The sequence below is a fragment of the Mycobacterium sp. JS623 genome (genome assembly GCF_000328565.1).
In the GTDB taxonomy this organism is placed as follows: Bacteria; Actinomycetota; Actinomycetes; order Mycobacteriales; family Mycobacteriaceae; genus Mycobacterium.
The window spans coordinates 5985914-6001725 of the sequence record NC_019966.1 but is presented as its reverse complement, the minus strand read 5'-3'; the positions used below and the strand labels follow the sequence as shown (position 1 = coordinate 6001725).

The 15812-nt window shown below is 66.0% G+C and carries 16 protein-coding genes; 12 read left to right on the top strand and 4 right to left on the bottom strand.

Annotated elements, in window-relative coordinates:
• The first annotated feature begins 81 nt into the window (after positions 1–81).
• From MYCSM_RS29140 to egtE, 11 genes are all read left to right on the top strand, one after another.
• Positions 82–1347 (top strand): aspartate kinase, encoded by a 1266-nt coding sequence (locus MYCSM_RS29140; protein WP_015309775.1) that lies wholly within the window; start codon positions 82–84, stop codon positions 1345–1347.
• On the top strand, positions 1347–2390 hold the full coding sequence (locus tag MYCSM_RS29135; RefSeq protein WP_015309774.1) for an aspartate-semialdehyde dehydrogenase: 1044 nt from the start codon (positions 1347–1349) through the stop codon (positions 2388–2390). The genes MYCSM_RS29140 and MYCSM_RS29135 overlap by 1 nt, the downstream gene beginning before the upstream one ends.
• Before the next feature lie 23 nt (positions 2391–2413).
• Positions 2414–3496: a DUF4185 domain-containing protein gene (locus MYCSM_RS29130; RefSeq protein WP_051073960.1), complete on the top strand. Its 1083-nt coding sequence runs from the start codon at positions 2414–2416 to the stop codon at positions 3494–3496.
• A gap of 343 nt (positions 3497–3839) precedes the next feature.
• The gene (locus MYCSM_RS29125; protein WP_041315227.1) at positions 3840–4259 is read left to right on the top strand and encodes a hypothetical protein; all 420 of its coding nucleotides are present in this window, start codon (positions 3840–3842) and stop codon (positions 4257–4259) included.
• Between the two features lie 82 nt (positions 4260–4341).
• The gene (locus tag MYCSM_RS29120) at positions 4342–4770 is read left to right on the top strand and encodes an organic hydroperoxide resistance protein (RefSeq protein ID WP_198344977.1); all 429 of its coding nucleotides are present in this window, start codon (positions 4342–4344) and stop codon (positions 4768–4770) included.
• Positions 4771–4779: 9 nt separating this feature from the next.
• Positions 4780–5415: a sensor domain-containing protein gene (locus tag MYCSM_RS29115; RefSeq protein WP_085976647.1), complete on the top strand. Its 636-nt coding sequence runs from the start codon at positions 4780–4782 to the stop codon at positions 5413–5415.
• Positions 5416–5538: 123 nt separating this feature from the next.
• A complete protein-coding gene (egtA, locus tag MYCSM_RS29110) occupies positions 5539–6834 on the top strand; it encodes an ergothioneine biosynthesis glutamate--cysteine ligase EgtA (protein WP_015309768.1) in 1296 nt (431 codons plus the stop codon).
• Positions 6831–8105, top strand: a complete 1275-nt coding sequence (gene egtB / locus MYCSM_RS29105; RefSeq protein ID WP_015309767.1) for an ergothioneine biosynthesis protein EgtB — start codon at positions 6831–6833, stop codon at positions 8103–8105. The genes egtA and egtB overlap by 4 nt, the downstream gene beginning before the upstream one ends.
• Entirely contained in the window at positions 8105–8797 is a 693-nt protein-coding gene (gene egtC, locus MYCSM_RS29100; RefSeq protein ID WP_015309766.1) for an ergothioneine biosynthesis protein EgtC, read from the top strand. Before egtB ends, egtC begins: the two co-directional genes overlap by 1 nt.
• Entirely contained in the window at positions 8794–9759 is a 966-nt protein-coding gene (gene egtD / locus MYCSM_RS29095) for an L-histidine N(alpha)-methyltransferase (protein ID WP_015309765.1), read from the top strand. The genes egtC and egtD overlap by 4 nt, the downstream gene beginning before the upstream one ends.
• 47 nt (positions 9760–9806) lie before the next feature.
• On the top strand, positions 9807–10946 hold the full coding sequence (gene egtE, locus MYCSM_RS29090; RefSeq protein WP_015309764.1) for an ergothioneine biosynthesis PLP-dependent enzyme EgtE: 1140 nt from the start codon (positions 9807–9809) through the stop codon (positions 10944–10946).
• On the opposite strand, the gene MYCSM_RS29085 is transcribed toward egtE, so the two are convergent.
• From MYCSM_RS29085 to MYCSM_RS29075, 3 genes are read right to left on the bottom strand one after another with little or no spacing between them, the layout of a single operon-like run.
• The gene (locus MYCSM_RS29085; RefSeq protein WP_015309763.1) at positions 10947–11627 is read right to left on the bottom strand and encodes a class I SAM-dependent methyltransferase; all 681 of its coding nucleotides are present in this window, start codon (positions 11625–11627) and stop codon (positions 10947–10949) included.
• A 10-nt stretch (positions 11628–11637) separates the two neighbouring features.
• Positions 11638–13116: a hypothetical protein gene (locus MYCSM_RS29080; protein ID WP_015309762.1), complete on the bottom strand. Its 1479-nt coding sequence runs from the start codon at positions 13114–13116 to the stop codon at positions 11638–11640.
• Positions 13117–13125: 9 nt separating this feature from the next.
• Positions 13126–13887 carry a class I SAM-dependent methyltransferase gene (locus tag MYCSM_RS29075; protein ID WP_015309761.1) on the bottom strand — a complete coding sequence of 254 codons (762 nt, stop codon included), beginning with the start codon at positions 13885–13887 and terminating at the stop codon, positions 13126–13128.
• Between the two features lie 36 nt (positions 13888–13923).
• Between MYCSM_RS29075 and glpK the strand changes: the two genes are divergently transcribed.
• Positions 13924–15441: a glycerol kinase GlpK gene (glpK, locus tag MYCSM_RS29070; protein ID WP_015309760.1), complete on the top strand. Its 1518-nt coding sequence runs from the start codon at positions 13924–13926 to the stop codon at positions 15439–15441.
• Positions 15442–15497: 56 nt separating this feature from the next.
• On the opposite strand, the gene MYCSM_RS29065 is transcribed toward glpK, so the two are convergent.
• Positions 15498–15755 (bottom strand): hypothetical protein, encoded by a 258-nt coding sequence (locus MYCSM_RS29065; RefSeq protein WP_015309759.1) that lies wholly within the window; start codon positions 15753–15755, stop codon positions 15498–15500.
• Positions 15756–15812 lie beyond the last annotated feature (57 nt).

The window sequence follows — 15812 nt, the reverse complement described above, 5'->3', positions numbered from 1 at the left end:
ATCCTGACGCTACCGGCGGAGTAAATGGTGTGCGCAGACCCCTTATTCTTAGATGAACCTCGCCCGCGAAAGGGTTTAACAGTGGCGCTCGTCGTGCAGAAATACGGCGGATCCTCGGTATCGGATGCCGAGCGGATCCGCCGCGTCGCCGAACGCATCGTCGAAACCAAGAAACAGGGCAATGACGTGGTCGTCGTGGTGTCTGCGATGGGTGACACCACCGATGACCTGCTGGATCTGGCCAAGCAGGTGTGCCCGGCACCGCCGGCGCGGGAAATGGACATGCTGCTGACTGCCGGCGAGCGGATCTCGAACGCGCTGGTCGCGATGGCCATCGATTCGCTGGGCGCGCAGGCGCGGTCGTTCACCGGCTCGCAGGCGGGCGTGATCACCACCAGCACGCACGGCAACGCCAAGATCATCGACGTCACCCCGAGCCGGCTTCAGTCCGCTCTCGACGAGGGCCTGATCGTGCTCGTCGCCGGGTTCCAGGGCGTAAGCCAGGACAGCAAGGACGTCACCACACTCGGCCGGGGCGGATCGGACACCACCGCCGTCGCACTGGCCGCGGCGCTGGAGGCCGACGTGTGCGAGATCTACACCGATGTCGACGGCATCTTCACCGCCGACCCGCGCATCGTGCCCAATGCGCGCCGGATGGACACAGTCACGTTCGAAGAGATGCTCGAGCTCGCCGCATGCGGTGCCAAGGTGTTGATGCTGCGCTGCGTCGAATATGCCCGCCGCTACAACGTGCCGGTCCACGTCCGGTCGTCGTATTCAGATAAGCCCGGCACGTTTGTGACCGGATCGATAGAGGACCATGCCATGGAAGACGCCATCATCACCGGAGTTGCCCACGATCGCAGCGAGGCGAAGGTGACGATCGTCGGCATCCCCGACGTACCGGGCTACGCCGCCAAGGTGTTCCGCGCGGTCGCCGACGCCGACGTGAACATTGACATGGTGCTGCAGAACATCTCCAAGATCGAGGACGGCAAGACCGACATCACATTCACCTGCTCGCGCGAAAGCGGCCCCGGCGCAGTGGAGAAACTGACCTCGCTCCAAGAGGAGATCGGATTTTCCAAGGTGCTCTACGACGATCACATCGGCAAGGTGTCGCTGGTCGGCGCCGGCATGCGCAGCCATCCCGGCGTCACCGCGAAGTTCTGCGAGGCACTCGCGGAGGTCGGTGTCAACATCGACCTGATCTCCACCTCGGAGATCCGAATCTCGGTGTTGATCAAGGACACTGAGCTGGACAAGGCGGTCCTCGCGCTGCACGAGGCGTTCGAGTTGGGCGGCAATGAGGCGGCCGTCGTCTACGCGGGAACGGGCCGCTGATGGTAGGCGTTGGTTTGCAGATAGGGATAGTCGGCGCGACCGGACAGGTCGGCCAGGTGATGCGAACATTGTTGGAGGAGAGGGACTTTCCCGCAAGCAATGTGCGGTTCTTCGCGTCAGCCCGCTCACAAGGCAAGAAGCTGTCGTTCCGCGGTCAGGAGATCGAGGTCGAGGACGCATCGACCGCCGATCCGTCCGGCCTGGACGTCGCATTGTTCTCCGCCGGCGCGACGATGTCGCGCGTACAGGCGCCGCGGTTCGCAGATGCGGGCGTGGTCGTCATCGACAACTCGTCGGCGTGGCGCAAGGACCCGGATGTGCCGCTGGTGGTCAGCGAGGTCAACTTCGCCGACACGCGGAACCGGCCGAAAGGCATTATCGCCAACCCGAATTGCACGACGATGGCCGCGATGCCGGTGCTCAAGCCGCTGCACGACGAAGCCGGGTTGGTTCGGATGATCGCGTCGACGTATCAGGCGGTGTCGGGCAGCGGCATCGCGGGCGTTGAGGAGCTGTTCACTCAGGCCAGCGCCGTCGTCGGTAACAGCAAGGAATTGGTGGCCGACGGTTCGGCGCTGCAGTTCCCTGCGCCCAATAAGTACGTCGCCCCGATCGCGTTCAACGTTGTCCCGCTTGCCGGCTCGTACGTCCAGGACGACTCCGGGGAGACCGACGAGGACCAGAAGCTGCGCAACGAAAGCCGCAAGATCCTCGGCATCCCTGACCTTTTGGTGAGCGGGACGTGTGTGCGGGTGCCGGTCTACACGGGACACTCGTTGTCGATCAACGCCGAATTCGCGCGGCCGCTGTCGGTTCGGCATGCACGCCAGCTGTTGGCCGAGGCGCCCGGCGTGAAGCTGGTCGACGTGCCCACGCCGCTGGCCGCCGCGGGTGTCGACGAGTCACTCGTCGGCCGGATCCGGCAGGATCCCGGTGTACCGGACGGTCGAGGACTCGCGTTGTTCGTGTCCGGCGACAACCTGCGAAAAGGTGCGGCGCTGAACACAATCCAGATCGCTGAGCTGCTGGCCGCCGAGCTGTGATCCGGGCGGCGGCCGCGGCGCTGATGTGTGCCGTCGTGGTGCCCATGCCCTTCGCACACGCGGAGCCTGCGCCCGCCCCTGAGCCTGTGCTGCCGCCGTTGGCGCCAGGCCAGGTGGTGCGCATTGCTCCGGCGGCCGGAACTGGAACGCCGACAAGTGATTACGACATCGGCGCGACCGATCTCTGCGAGTTCATGGAGTTTCCCGACGGCATCCTGCAGGTGTGTGGAGACAGCTTCGCGGGGCAGGGCGTCGGCTTCGGTCCGTGGCATGCTCCGATCGCGTTGCACGTCGACACTGACTCGATCGACGACCCCACCGGCGTGCGCTATGACCGGGTCACCGGCAACTACACGCCGCTGTTGGCCGATCCGACACCGGCGGGAATGTCGCAGCTGCCCGCGGGCGTGGTGCAGATCAACCGGGAGAACTACCTGCTCGTCACCACGGTCAAGGATCTGGTACCGCAGAACTCGCGATTGGTGAAAGCCAACCCGGGACAAGGTAATTGGCCGACGATTCCGAATACACAAAGACCTGCGGCCTACGAGGGCGGCAGGCAGTCGCAGGTCACCGGGTACTACGATCCGATCCCCAAACCGGATTCGCCGACCGGCTGGGTGTACATCGTCGCCGGCAACTTCGACCGCAGTGGGCCGGTGGTGCTGTACCGGGCCAAGCGCGAGACCTTCGCCGACCGCGCGAGCTGGCAGGGCTGGTCGGCTCAGGGCGGTTGGGGTAAGCCGCCAACGCCGTTGTGGCCGGACAGAGTCGGGGAAATGAATCTACGGCTGATCGAAGGGAAGGCGGTGCTGTCGTACTTCAACGCAAGCACCGGCAACATGGAGGTCCGCGTCGCCGACGATCCGACAGGTCTTGGCGCCGCACCGGTTACGACGGCCGTCGTCGCCGGCCCATGGCCCGATCCCGCGGAGGATCTGGGGCCCCCGGAGAGCAACCGGCTCGCGCAGCCATACGGCGGCTACATCTCGCCGGGGTCGACGCTCGACGAGCTGCGGCTGTTCATCAGCCAATGGAACACCGGCCCCGGCGACAACGCGCCGTACCGGGTGATCCAGTTTGCGGTGAACCCTTACAAGCCTTAGCTCAGAAGCCACCCCAATGGCGTCGTCACCAACGGGGTGCCCCACAGTGCACCAGTGAGCGCGGCGACTGCCAGGCCCATCAAGCCCGACAGCGCGAGGATCGTGTCGCTGTCCATGCCTGCACCTGTACCCGCGCCACGCCGCGGCGAATCCTTGCATCTCTTTGCGAGGGAGGGCATGAATGATCTCTGATGGAGGTACTACCGCGCACCACGCGAAAGAAACCGCCGTGGCCGACGCCATTGACGATGCATCCGATTTCAACCCAGCTGCTCAGCTATTCACAGCGGATTCATAACTAATTCAAGACAGACACATCGACATCGCTTGCATGCTCGAATTCATGAGCGAAACAACGTCGTCTTCTGAACCTGCGACCGGCCCCGTCGCCACCGCCGAACCGCCGGCCGTCGCCCAACCCGCAGTCGTCGACGAGCCCCGACGCCACAGCCGGCTCACCGCAGCCGCTGCCTGGGTCGGCATCGTGGCGGGCGTCGTCTTCATCGTCGCGGTCGTCTTCTTCTCCGGCTTCATCCTCGGTGCGCACTCCGGCGGTCATCGCGGCTGGCACCACGGCGACGGCCATCGCGAATTCGGCGTCATGCACAAGGGACCGCCGCCGATGTTCCCGATGGGGCCGCGCGGCGACTTCGAACGTCCCTTCCCCCCGATGGGACCCGGTGGCCCGAACTTCCAAGGACCGCAGGGGCCCGGACCCCAACAGCCGGGCGCTCCGAGCACCACGTCACCGCGCCCGTCGTAACTACTTGTCACCTCAGGATGCCCCGGTCACCCCTCGACCGGGGCATCTTGCCGTTGTCGGTCTGGCTGGCATGATCAAGCCCATGAGCATCGAAGTCGTTTTCACCGCTGAGTCAACCGCAACCGGGGGCGGCCGCGACGGCCACGTGAAGTCGTCTGACGGCAGAATCGATCTCGACACCCGCATGCCGAAGGAAGCCGGCGGCAACGGCGAGGGCACCAACCCCGAGCAGTTGTTCTCGGCCGGATACGCGGCCTGCTTCCTCGGCGCACTTCGACTTGTCGCGCGCAACAACAAGATCGCCCTGGACGACGCGAGCGGCATCACCGCGCAGGTCGGGTTCGGCAAGGATCCTGAGGGAGGCTTCGGGATCAACGCTCACCTGATCGGCTACCTGCCCGGCCTCGAGCAGGGCGCGGCCGACGATCTGATGAACCAGGCGCACCAGGTCTGCCCGTACTCCAAGGCCACTCGCGGCAATATCGACGTCACGCAGTCGGCGAAGGTCTAGGGGGTGCGGATCGCCGCAGCGGTAGGCGTCGGTCTGGCCGTTGGTTTATCACTGGCCGCACCGGCACAAGCCCGTCCGTCCGACCCCGGCGTGGTGAATTACGCCGTGATGGGCAAGGGCTCGGTGAGCAATATCGTCGGCGCGCCAATGCGATTCGCGTGGACATACACCGATCCGGTCCAGTCGTATTACGTCGACGAGCCGGCCTGCAACAACTGGGCCGACATCGGGCTGCCGGAGGTGTATCTCGATCCGGACCTGGCCTCGTTCAACGGCGCGGTGGCGCAGACGGCCGACAACGACCAGACCCACTTCGTCAATCAGGCCGTCGGTGTGTTCGCCACCAACGATGCGGCCGATCGGGCATTCCACCGGGTCGTCGACCGCACCGCAGGCTGCAACGGCCAGACCACCGCGATGCACCTGGACAACTTCACCACTCAGGTGTGGACGTTTACCGGTGGACCGGCCAGCGCGACCGACGCCGACTGGGTGAAACAGGAGGCCGGTACCGATCGGCGCTGCTTCACCACCACCCGCAAGCGCGAGAACGTTCTGCTGCAGGCGAAAGTCTGTCAATCTGGCAACGGTGGGCCTGCGGTGAACGTGCTGGCCGGGGCGATGCAGAACACGCTGGGGCAGTAGCCGGCAACGATTTCGGGTACACGTCACGAACCCGTCATCGGAAAATCGCGAGACTTTGTCGGTGCGCTCTGGAAGATGGAGTGAAGGCCGCGATCGTTCCCTACCCGGAAGGGGCCGGAAGACATGACCTTCGCCATGGCGTCCGAGGTGGATGACGCCCACCCCTGTAATGCCGATATGGCAGCGCTGACCAGTGCATATGACGCCGCCCAGCACATCGGTGAAACGTGTCTGGCCGACGGTCCGGTCGGAAAAGTCGGCCTCGAAGTCGAGGCGCATTGTTTCGACATCGCCGACCCCATGCGCCGCCCGGACTGGGCCGAGCTGAAGAACGCCATCGCACGGGTGCCGTCGTTGCCCGGCGGCAGCTCGATCACCGTCGAACCCGGCGGCGCGGTCGAGTTGTCCGGTCCGCCGATGGACAACCCCGTCGCCGCCATCGCCGCGATGACGGCCGACCGGGCGACGCTACGTTCGGCGTTCGCGCAGGCCGGCCTGGGTCTGGTGCTCCTTGGCGCCGACCCGCTGCGCCCGGCCAAGCGGGTAAACCCGGGCGACCGGTACCTGGCGATGGAACAGTTCTTCACCGCCAGCCAGACCGGCGAAGCGGGCGCGGCGATGATGACATCGACGGCGTCGGTGCAGGTAAACCTGGATGCGGGCCCGCAGAACGGCTGGGCGGATCGGGTGCGGCTGGCGCACGCGCTTGGTCCGACGATGATCGCGATTGCCGCCAACTCGCCACTGCTGGGCGGTCAGTTCACCGGCTGGCAGTCGACACGCCAGCGGGTATGGAGCCAGCTGGACTCGGCGCGTTGCGGCCCGATCCTCGGCACCAACGGCGACGACCCGGCCGCTGAGTGGGCGCGCTATGCGATGAAGGCGCCAGTGATGCTGGTTCATCCGAGTCCAGAGATGGATGCGGTTCCCGTGACGGACTGGGTGCCGTTCGCGGACTGGGCTGACGGCCGGGTGCTGCTCGGCGGTCGCGGGCCTACGCAGGCCGACCTCGACTACCACCTGACCACGCTGTTCCCGCCCGTGCGGCCGCGGCGCTGGCTGGAGATCCGCTATCTCGACAGCCTGCCCGACGATGTCTGGCCTGCCGTGGTGTTCACCCTCGTCACCCTGCTCGACGACCCAGTGGCCGCCGACATCGCCGCCGAAGCCACCGAGTCGGTGGCCATGGCATGGGACCGGGCCGCCCAGATCGGTCTCGGCGACCGGCGGCTGCGCGACGCGGCGATGCGCTGTGTGCAGACCGCCGCCGAACGTGCGCCAACCGAGATCGAGGAATCGATGCAGCAGTTGGTGCGTTCGGTCGAGACAGGACGCTGTCCGGCCGACGATTTCTCCGACCGGGCAGTCAAATACGGGATCGCCACCGCGATCACCCAACTGGCGCAAGGGGAGTTGTGACCGCTCGCGAAACGCTCGCGCGTGAGCTCACCAAGGCAAGGGACCGCACGTTGCGGCTCGTCGATTTCGACGACGCCGAACTGCACCGGCAATACGACGCGTTGATGAGCCCGCTGGTGTGGGACCTGGCACACATTGGATGGCAGGAGGAGCTGTGGCTGCTACGCGGTAACAATGCCGACAGGCCCGGATTGCTCGAGCCGCAAGTCGAGCGGTGTTACGACGCGTTCGTGAATTCCCGTGCCAGCCGGGTGAATCTACCCCTGCTACCGCCGTCGAACGCCCGCGCTTACTGCCGCACGGTACGCGACAAGGTGCTCGACACATTGGATGCGCTACCCGATGACGACGCCGGTTTCACCTTCGGCTTGGTGATCAGCCATGAGAACCAGCACGACGAAACCATGCTGCAGGCGCTGAATCTTCGGACGGGTCCGCCGCTGTTGAGCGCCGGATCAGCGCTGCCACCGGGCCGTTCGGACATAGTCGGGACATCGGTTCTGGTTCCGGCAGGGGAATTCGTCCTCGGCGTCGACGCGGTCAGCGAACCGCACTCGCTGGACAACGAGCGACCCGCACATGTGGTGGACGTGCCGGCCTTCCGCATTGGCCGGGTGCCGGTGACCAACGGCGAGTGGCGGCAGTTCATCGATGACGGTGGCTACGAACAGCAGCGCTGGTGGTCGGAGCGCGGCTGGCGGCATCGGCAGGAGGCGGGGCTCAGCGCGCCGCAGTTCTGGAACGCCGACGGCACCCGCACCCGCTTCGGGCACGTCGAGGAGATCCCCGCCCACGAACCAGTGCAGCACGTCACCTACTTCGAGGCCGAGGCGTACGCGGCGTGGGCCGGTGCGCGCTTGCCAACCGAAGAGGAGTGGGAGAAGGCGGCCGCCTGGGATCCCGCGGCAGGTAAGCGCCGCCGATTCCCTTGGGGCACAACAGAACCCACTGAACATCTGGCGAATCTCGGCGGCGACGCGCTGCGTCCGGCACCCGCCGGCGCGTACCCGGCAAGCGCATCGGCATACGGTGCCGAACAGATGCTCGGCGACGTGTGGGAGTGGACGACGTCGCCGCTGCGGCCGTGGCCCGGTTTCACGCCCATGCTCTATGAGCAGTACTCCCAGCCCTTCTTCGACGGCGACTACAAAGTGTTGCGCGGCGGGTCATGGGCGGTGGCGCAGGCCATTCTGCGGCCGAGCTTCCGCAACTGGGACCACCCGATCCGGCGACAGATCTTTTCCGGCGTGCGCTTGGCGTGGGACGCCTGATGTGCCGGCATCTCGGCTGGCTCGGCGACCCGCAATCGATCGCGTCGCTTGTGCTGGAGCCCGCGTCGGGCCTGCTGGTCCAGTCGTATGCTCCTCGGCGGCAAAAGCACGGCCTGATGAACGCGGACGGCTGGGGCGTCGGCTTTTTCGACAATGGTGTGGCGCGGCGGTGGCGCAGCGCCGCACCGCTGTGGGGTGACGCGTCGTTCGCCTCCGTGGCGCCCGCATTGCGCAGCAATTGCGTTGTCGCAGCGGTGCGTTCGGCGAGTATCGGCATGCCGATCGAACCGTCGGCGTCGGCACCGTTCAGTGATGGCCAATGGCTGTTGTCGCACAACGGCCTCGTCGACCGCGGCGTGTTGCCGTTGTCCTCGAAAGCAGAATCGACCGTCGACAGCGCACTGCTGGCCGCACTGATTTTCGAGCGAGGCCTCGACGCACTCGGCGACACGATCGTCGAGGTTGCCGCCGCCGACCCCAATGCCCGGCTGAACATCCTGGCGGGCAACGGATCTGAACTCCGCGCCACCACGTGGGGCGACACCCTGTCGGTATTGCGTCGAGACGACGGCGTGGTTCTGGCCAGCGAACCATATGACGACAACCCCGACTGGCAGGAAATCCCCGACCGCCATCTCGTCGTGGTCGAGGGGCCTCGCGTCGACCTGATCCCCCTGAAGGGCTCTCAATGACCCTGTCGCTGTCCAACTACCTGGCTGCCGACTCGGCCGCGCAGGCACTGCGCCGAGATGTCCGCGCCGGCTTGGCGCAGACACCGAAGTCGTTGCCGCCCAAGTGGTTCTATGATTCGGTCGGCAGCGACCTGTTCGACCAGATCACCCGGCTGCCCGAGTACTACCCGACCCGTGCGGAGGCGCAAATCCTGCGGGCCCGGTCGGCGGAGATCGCAGCCGCGTCGGGCGCCGACACGCTGGTCGAGCTCGGCAGCGGTACATCGGAGAAGACGCGCATGCTGCTGGACGCATTGCGCGACAGCGGAGCCCTGCACCGATTCATCCCGTTCGACGTCGACTCCAGCGTGCTCAACGCGGCCGGGTCGGCGATAGGAAGCGAGTACCCAGGCATCGAAATCGATGCGGTATGTGGCGATTTCGAGGAGCATCTCGGCAAGATCCCGCGCGTCGGCCGACGGTTGGTGGTGTTCCTCGGTTCGACGGTCGGCAACCTGACGCCCGGCCCGCGAACCGATTTCCTCTCCACGCTCGCGGATACGCTGCAGCCCGGCGACACTCTTTTGCTTGGCACCGACCTCGTCAAGGACACCGATCGATTGGTGCGTGCGTACGACGACAGCGCGGGGGTCACGGCGCAGTTCAACCGCAACGTGCTGGCGGTGGTCAATCGGGAACTCGACGCCGACTTCGATCTCGACGCCTTCGAACACGTGGCGAAGTGGAACTCCGACGAGGAACGCATCGAGATGTGGCTGCGGGCATCGACGGCGCAACGGGTCCGGATCGCCGGGCTGGATCTGACCGTTGACTTCGCTGCGGGCGAGGAGATGCTCACCGAGGTGTCCTGCAAGTTCCGGCCCGACGGTGTGGAGGCCGAACTGGCCGCGGCAGGCCTGCGGCGTACGCATTGGTGGACCGACCCCGCAGGTGACTTCGGGCTGTCCCTATCGACGAAATGAGTTGCGGAGGTGGCGGAGCGGCGAGGGACGAGTGAGGAGCGCAGCGAGTGCCAGAACCGACCGTCGTACTAGCTGAGCAGTGGCGGGTGGCCAGGCCGAAGGTCGCCGGCCTGCATCTCGACAGCGGAGCCTGCTCGCGGCAGAGCTTCGCGGTCATCGACGCGGCAGCGCAGCATGCCAGGCACGAGGCGGAGGTCGGTGGGTACGTCGCTGCAGATGCCGCCGCGCCCGTGCTCGACGCAGGCCGCGCGGCGATCGGCGTACTCACCGGACTGACCGGCACCGACGTCGTGTTCACCACCGGCTCCAACAACGCACTCGACATTCTGCTCAGCAGTTGGCCCGGCGAACGCAGCATCGCGTGTCTGCCCGGCGAATATGGTCCAAACCTTGCTGTCATGGCCGCCAACGGATTTCGGATCAGTGCACTGCCCGCCGACGATCTCGGCAGGCTCTCGATCGACGACGCCGCGCGGCAACTGGCCCACGATGCGCCCGCCCTCGTTCACCTCACACCGCTGGCCAGCCACCGCGGGCTGGCCCAGCCGCTGGCCGAAATGGCCGACGTATGCCGCGATCTTGGCGTGCCGCTGGTGGTGGATGCTGCGCAGGCACTCGGGCATCTCGACTGCGCGGTCGGCGCCGCAGCCATTTACAGCTCGTCGCGCAAATGGATCGCAGGTCCGCGTGGTGTCGGTGCGCTCGCGGTTCATCCCGAACTCGCCAAGCGGTTGCGGCCGCGCCTGCCCCCGCCGGAATGGGGGTTGCCGATCCCGGTGATGCAATCCCTGGATCTGGGTGAGACGAATGTCGCTGCACGCGTTGGCTATTCGGTCGCATTGGGCGAGCATCTGGCTGCCAGGCCGGACAAGGTCCGCGACGGGCTCGCCCGTGTCGGCCGGATGACACGCACGGCGCTCGCGGATGTCAAGGGCTGGCGGGTGGTCGAGCCGGTCGACGAGCCGACCGCGATCACCACGTTGGCACCCGTCGATGGCGCCGACCCGCAGCGGGTGCGCGCGTGGCTGATCGCGGAGCGCGGCATCGTCACCACGTACGCGGAGCTGCAGCGCGCACCGTTCGAGATGACGACCCCGGTGCTGCGGGCGTCGCCGCATGTCGACACGACAGCCGAGGACCTCGACCAGTTCGCAGAGGCCCTCGCTGTCGCGACCGCCAACGCGTGACTAGCCGGTCTTGTGGGCCGTTAGCAGGTACGCCGGAAACATGAGCCGGCCCTTGTCATCGGTCGGATGCGGGGGCATCTCGAACGGTGCGTCAGGGATTTCGATCGCGTTGGCGTGGATCGCCGCGGGCCGGATCTCGTCGATCTCCCAGTACCTCGACACCGCCTCGCGCAGCTCACCCTCGTCGACTTCGTTTGGCTTGGGCTCCATCTCGGCGGGAAAAGCACCCTTGGCGAATACGAGGATGTAGTAGGAGGCACCCGGCGCGGCGGCCCGCTGCACGGAGTGCAGATAGCCGTCACGGCCCTCGACGGGCAGCGAGTGGAACAGCGTGCTGTCCAAGACCGTGTTGAAACGGTCGTCGTATCCGGTGAGGCTGGTGATGTCGGCCTCGACGAACGAGACATTGTTCAGACCTCGCTCCTGCGCAGCTTTGGTGGCCGCGGCGATCGCGGTGGGACTGAGATCGACGCCGACCACCGTGTAGCCGTCGGCCGCCAACGCGAGCGACAGCTCGGCGTGACCACAACCGGCGTCCAGCACGTCGCTGCGGAGCTTCCCGTCGCGGTGCAGCGCCGCCAATTCAGGCTGTGGCTCGCCGATGTTCCACGGCGGCGGACCTTGGAACTGTCCTTCGCCCCGATACACGTCGTCCCAATCCATCACTTCGTCAGATGTCATGGCTCCCAACCTAGTCCGGGCCGTCCCAGGTGTGGACGGGCTCGTTGCTGTGCATCCGTTCGCAGTACAGCCGCAGCATCTCGGCCAGCGCATTGGGGCGCGTCATGCCCCGCTCCTGCAACGACCGCACCGTAGCCACTTGCCACGAAGCGCCGTTGCGTCCCGTCTTCGCGCGACCTTCGATCACACCCAGATACCGGTCCCGCACATCGCTTGCCACCTCCCAGCGGCGCAGCCCTTCATCGGCCATCGGCAGCAGCTTGCGCAACACCAACTCGTCAGGCGTCACCTCGCCAAGACCGGGCCAATACAGCCGCGCCTCCATGCCGTGCTCAGCGGACGCAACGAAATTATGTTGCGCCGCAGCGAAACTCATCTTTGTCCACAGTGGCCGGTCCTCTTCGGACAGCGTCCGCAGCATGCCGTAGTAGAACGCCGCGTTGGCCAACATGTCGACAACGGTGGGCCCCGCGGGCAGCACCCGGTTCTCGACGCGCAGGTGCGGCTTACCGTCTACGACGTCGTACACCGGACGGTTCCAGCGCCAGATCGTCCCGTTGTGCAGCCGCAGCTCGGCCAGCTGCGGGGTGCAGCCCTCGCCGAGTGCGGCGACGGGATCTTCGTCGGACAGCTCGGGCAGCAGCGACGGGAAATAGCGGACGTTCTCTTCGAACAGGTCGAAGATCGACGTGATCCACCGCTCGCCGAACCACACCCGCGGGCGGACGCCCTGCGACTTGAGCTCGTCCGGGCGGGTATCGGTGGCTTGGGCGAACAACTCGATGCGCGTCTCGGGCCACAGCTGGTGACCGAAGAAGTACGGCGAGTTGGCGCCGAGCGCTAGCTGGGGACCTGCGATCACCTGGGCCGCATTCCAGTTGTTCGCGAATCCGGCGGGGGAGACCTGCAGGTGCAGCTGCATGCTGGTGCACGCCGACTCCGGCGCGATCGAGGCCAGTTGCAGGCTGAGTCGTTCCGGCCCTGCGATGTCGATCAGGATGTCCTCCCCGCGCGCGGTGAAGATGGAGTTCTCCAGCGCCTGGTAGCGCGTCGACTCGCTCATCCATCCGCCCGAAAGGTGTTCGGGCATCAGCGTCGGCAGGATGCCGATCATCACGATGTGCGCGCCGTTCGAGTTCGCCTTCGCTTCCGCGGCGTTGAGGCTGGCCCGCACATCGGCCTCCAGTTCCAACGCGGCGCGGCCGGGCAATCTCCGCGGTGGAACGTTGAATTCGATGTTGTAGGCACCCAATTCGGTTTGGTAGGCCGGATCGGCGATCGACGCCAACACCTCTTGGTTGCTCATCGCGGGCTGATAACCGCCGTCGACGAGATTGCACTCGATTTCCATACCGGTCAGCGGCCGGTCGAACTCAAAACTGGACTGGGACAGCATCGTCTCGAACACGTCGAGACACAGCTGCACCTTGCGCCGGTACTCGCGGCGCTGTGCGCGAGAAAAGTCGGTCTGCTTAACCTCTTCGCCCACGGCCTCAGCCTATCGGCGGCTGGCCACCGCGACCTGCGGATTCATCAGCCCGCCGCGCAGTTCCACCTCGATTTGCGGATCGGCGTGCGCGGCCAGCGCCCGCAGCGCGGACGGGCTGTAGCAACGCAGTGAGCTGATGACGCCGTCGTGCACAAACGGCACGACCGGTGCGAGCGGCAGCATGGCCGCCAGCCGGATGAGGTGCAGCGGGGACGGCGGTCGCGGCAGGTCGATGACCACCAGCTTGTCGGCGACGCGGGTGCCCTCGGCGAACACCCGCGATGCCAGCGTCGGCGTCAGGTGATGAAAGGAGAACGCGAACACCGCGAGGTCGAAATGCCCGTCGGGCGAGTCGATCGCGGTCGCGTCCATCTCACGCACCGTTGCGCGCGGATGCCCACCGAGGTCGCTCTGCTGAATCGCCTTGACGGATTGCTCCTCGACATCGGTCACCGTCAGCTCGGCGGTCGGATGCCATTCGAGCAATTTGCGGGACAGCCCGCCATGGCCGGAGCCCAATTCGAGGATCTTCGGGTCAGCCACGTCGGCCACCTCGTCGAGCACGATTCGCGCGAACTTCTCGGTGTTGCCGAAGAATTCGCCGGTCCACTCCAACGCGCGAACGACGCTGCGCTTCACGCCCTCGTCGACATCATCGCGGTCGAGATACTCCGGGCGATCGGTCTGCAACAGCCGGTCGAGGCAGGAGGCGTCCGGCCCGCCGCGGGGCATGCGGTCAATGTCGGTGATCGCGTGAGTCATGTAGACCATGATGGTCGATTGGAGCAGACCTCGGAGGGAGCGCGCGTGGCAGAGTTCGTAGCGGCCGTGGACCAGGGCACCACCAGCACAAGGTGCATGATTTTCGACCACGACGGCGCTGAGGTGGGGCGCCACCAGCTCGAACACGAACAGATCCTGCCGAAGGCCGGCTGGGTCGAGCACAACCCGGTGGAGATCTGGGAACGCACCGCCTCGGTGATCCAGTCGGCCCTGAACAGAACGAAGCTGTCGGTGACCGACCTGGCCGCGCTGGGCATCACCAACCAGCGCGAAACCGCGCTGGTATGGAACCGTCGCACCGGGCGGCCGTATCACAACGCGATCGTCTGGCAGGACACCCGCACCGACCGCATTGCCTCCGCGCTCGACCGCGACGGCCGCGGCGACGTGATCCGGCGCAAGGCCGGCCTGCCGCCCGCCACGTATTTCTCGGCGGGCAAGGTGCAATGGATTCTGGAGAACGTCGACGGTGTGCGCGCCGATGCTGAGGAGGGTGACGTGCTGTTCGGCACCCCGGACACCTGGGTGCTGTGGAATCTGACCGGCGGCCCGCGTGGCGGCGTCCACGTCACCGACGTGACGAACGCCAGCCGGACCATGCTGATGAATCTGGAGACGCTCGACTGGGACGACGAGCTGCTGTCCTTCTTCGGGATTCCGCGGCAGATGCTGCCCGAAATCAAGCCGTCGTCGTTTCCCGAGTCGTACGGCATCACCCGCGATGACGGCCCAGTCGGCGGGCATGTCCCGATCACCGGAATCCTCGGCGATCAGCAGGCCGCGATGGTCGGGCAGGTGTGTCTGGACGCCGGCGAGGCCAAAAACACCTACGGCACAGGCAATTTCCTGCTGATCAACACCGGTGAAAAGATTGTTCGTTCCGAGAACGGGCTACTGACCACGGTCTGCTATCAGTTCGGCGACGCCAAACCCGTTTACGCACTGGAGGGTTCGATCGCGGTCACCGGCTCAGCGGTGCAGTGGCTGCGCGACCAGTTGGGCATCATCAGTGGCGCCGCGCAGAGTGAGGCGCTGGCCCGCCAGGTCGAAGACAACGGTGGCGTGTACTTCGTCCCTGCGTTCTCGGGATTGTTTGCACCGTACTGGCGTTCGGATGCGCGAGGCGCCATCGTCGGCCTGTCGCGCTTTAACACCAATGCACATCTGGCACGCGCGACTTTGGAGGCGATCTGCTACCAGAGCCGCGACGTGGTCGACGCGATGGAGGCCGATTCCGGTGTGCACCTTGAAGTTTTGAAGGTCGACGGAGGTATCACCGCCAACGATCTCTGCATGCAGATTCAGGCCGACGTGCTCGGCGTCGACGTGGTCAAGCCTGTCGTCGCCGAGACGACGGCGCTGGGCGCGGCATACGCGGCAGGCCTGGCGGTGGGATTCTGGGAAAACCCCGACGACCTTCGCGCGAACTGGCAGGAGGACAAGCGCTGGTCGCCCGCGTGGACCGAAGACCAGCGCAACTCCGGTTACGCCGGATGGCAGAAAGCCGTGCAGCGGACATTGGACTGGGTCGACGTCGACTGATTAGTGCACGAAAATCGGCGCTTCACCGTCGAAAATCGTGCACTGATCGCTGCGGTCTAGATGCAGGCGCCGAAAACGCAGACCCCGCCCCAGGGTTCCCAACCACCGTTCCAGCCGCCGGGTACCGGATCGCCGCCCCAGCCGCGACCGTCCCAGCCGCGCCAACCATGGTCGTCGCCGTGCCAGCCGTGCCCGTTGCCGTTGCCATACCGATAGCCCGGGTCGGCGCTGGCGATGCCGGCACCCAATCCGACCGCCCCGGCGGCGAGGCCTCCGGCGACTGCCAGTGTCGCAAAGAACTTTGCGGGTTTCATCGTCTGTTCAACTCCGTCCGCGGCATTAATAACAAGTTGTGTTAGCTAAGCTGTGTC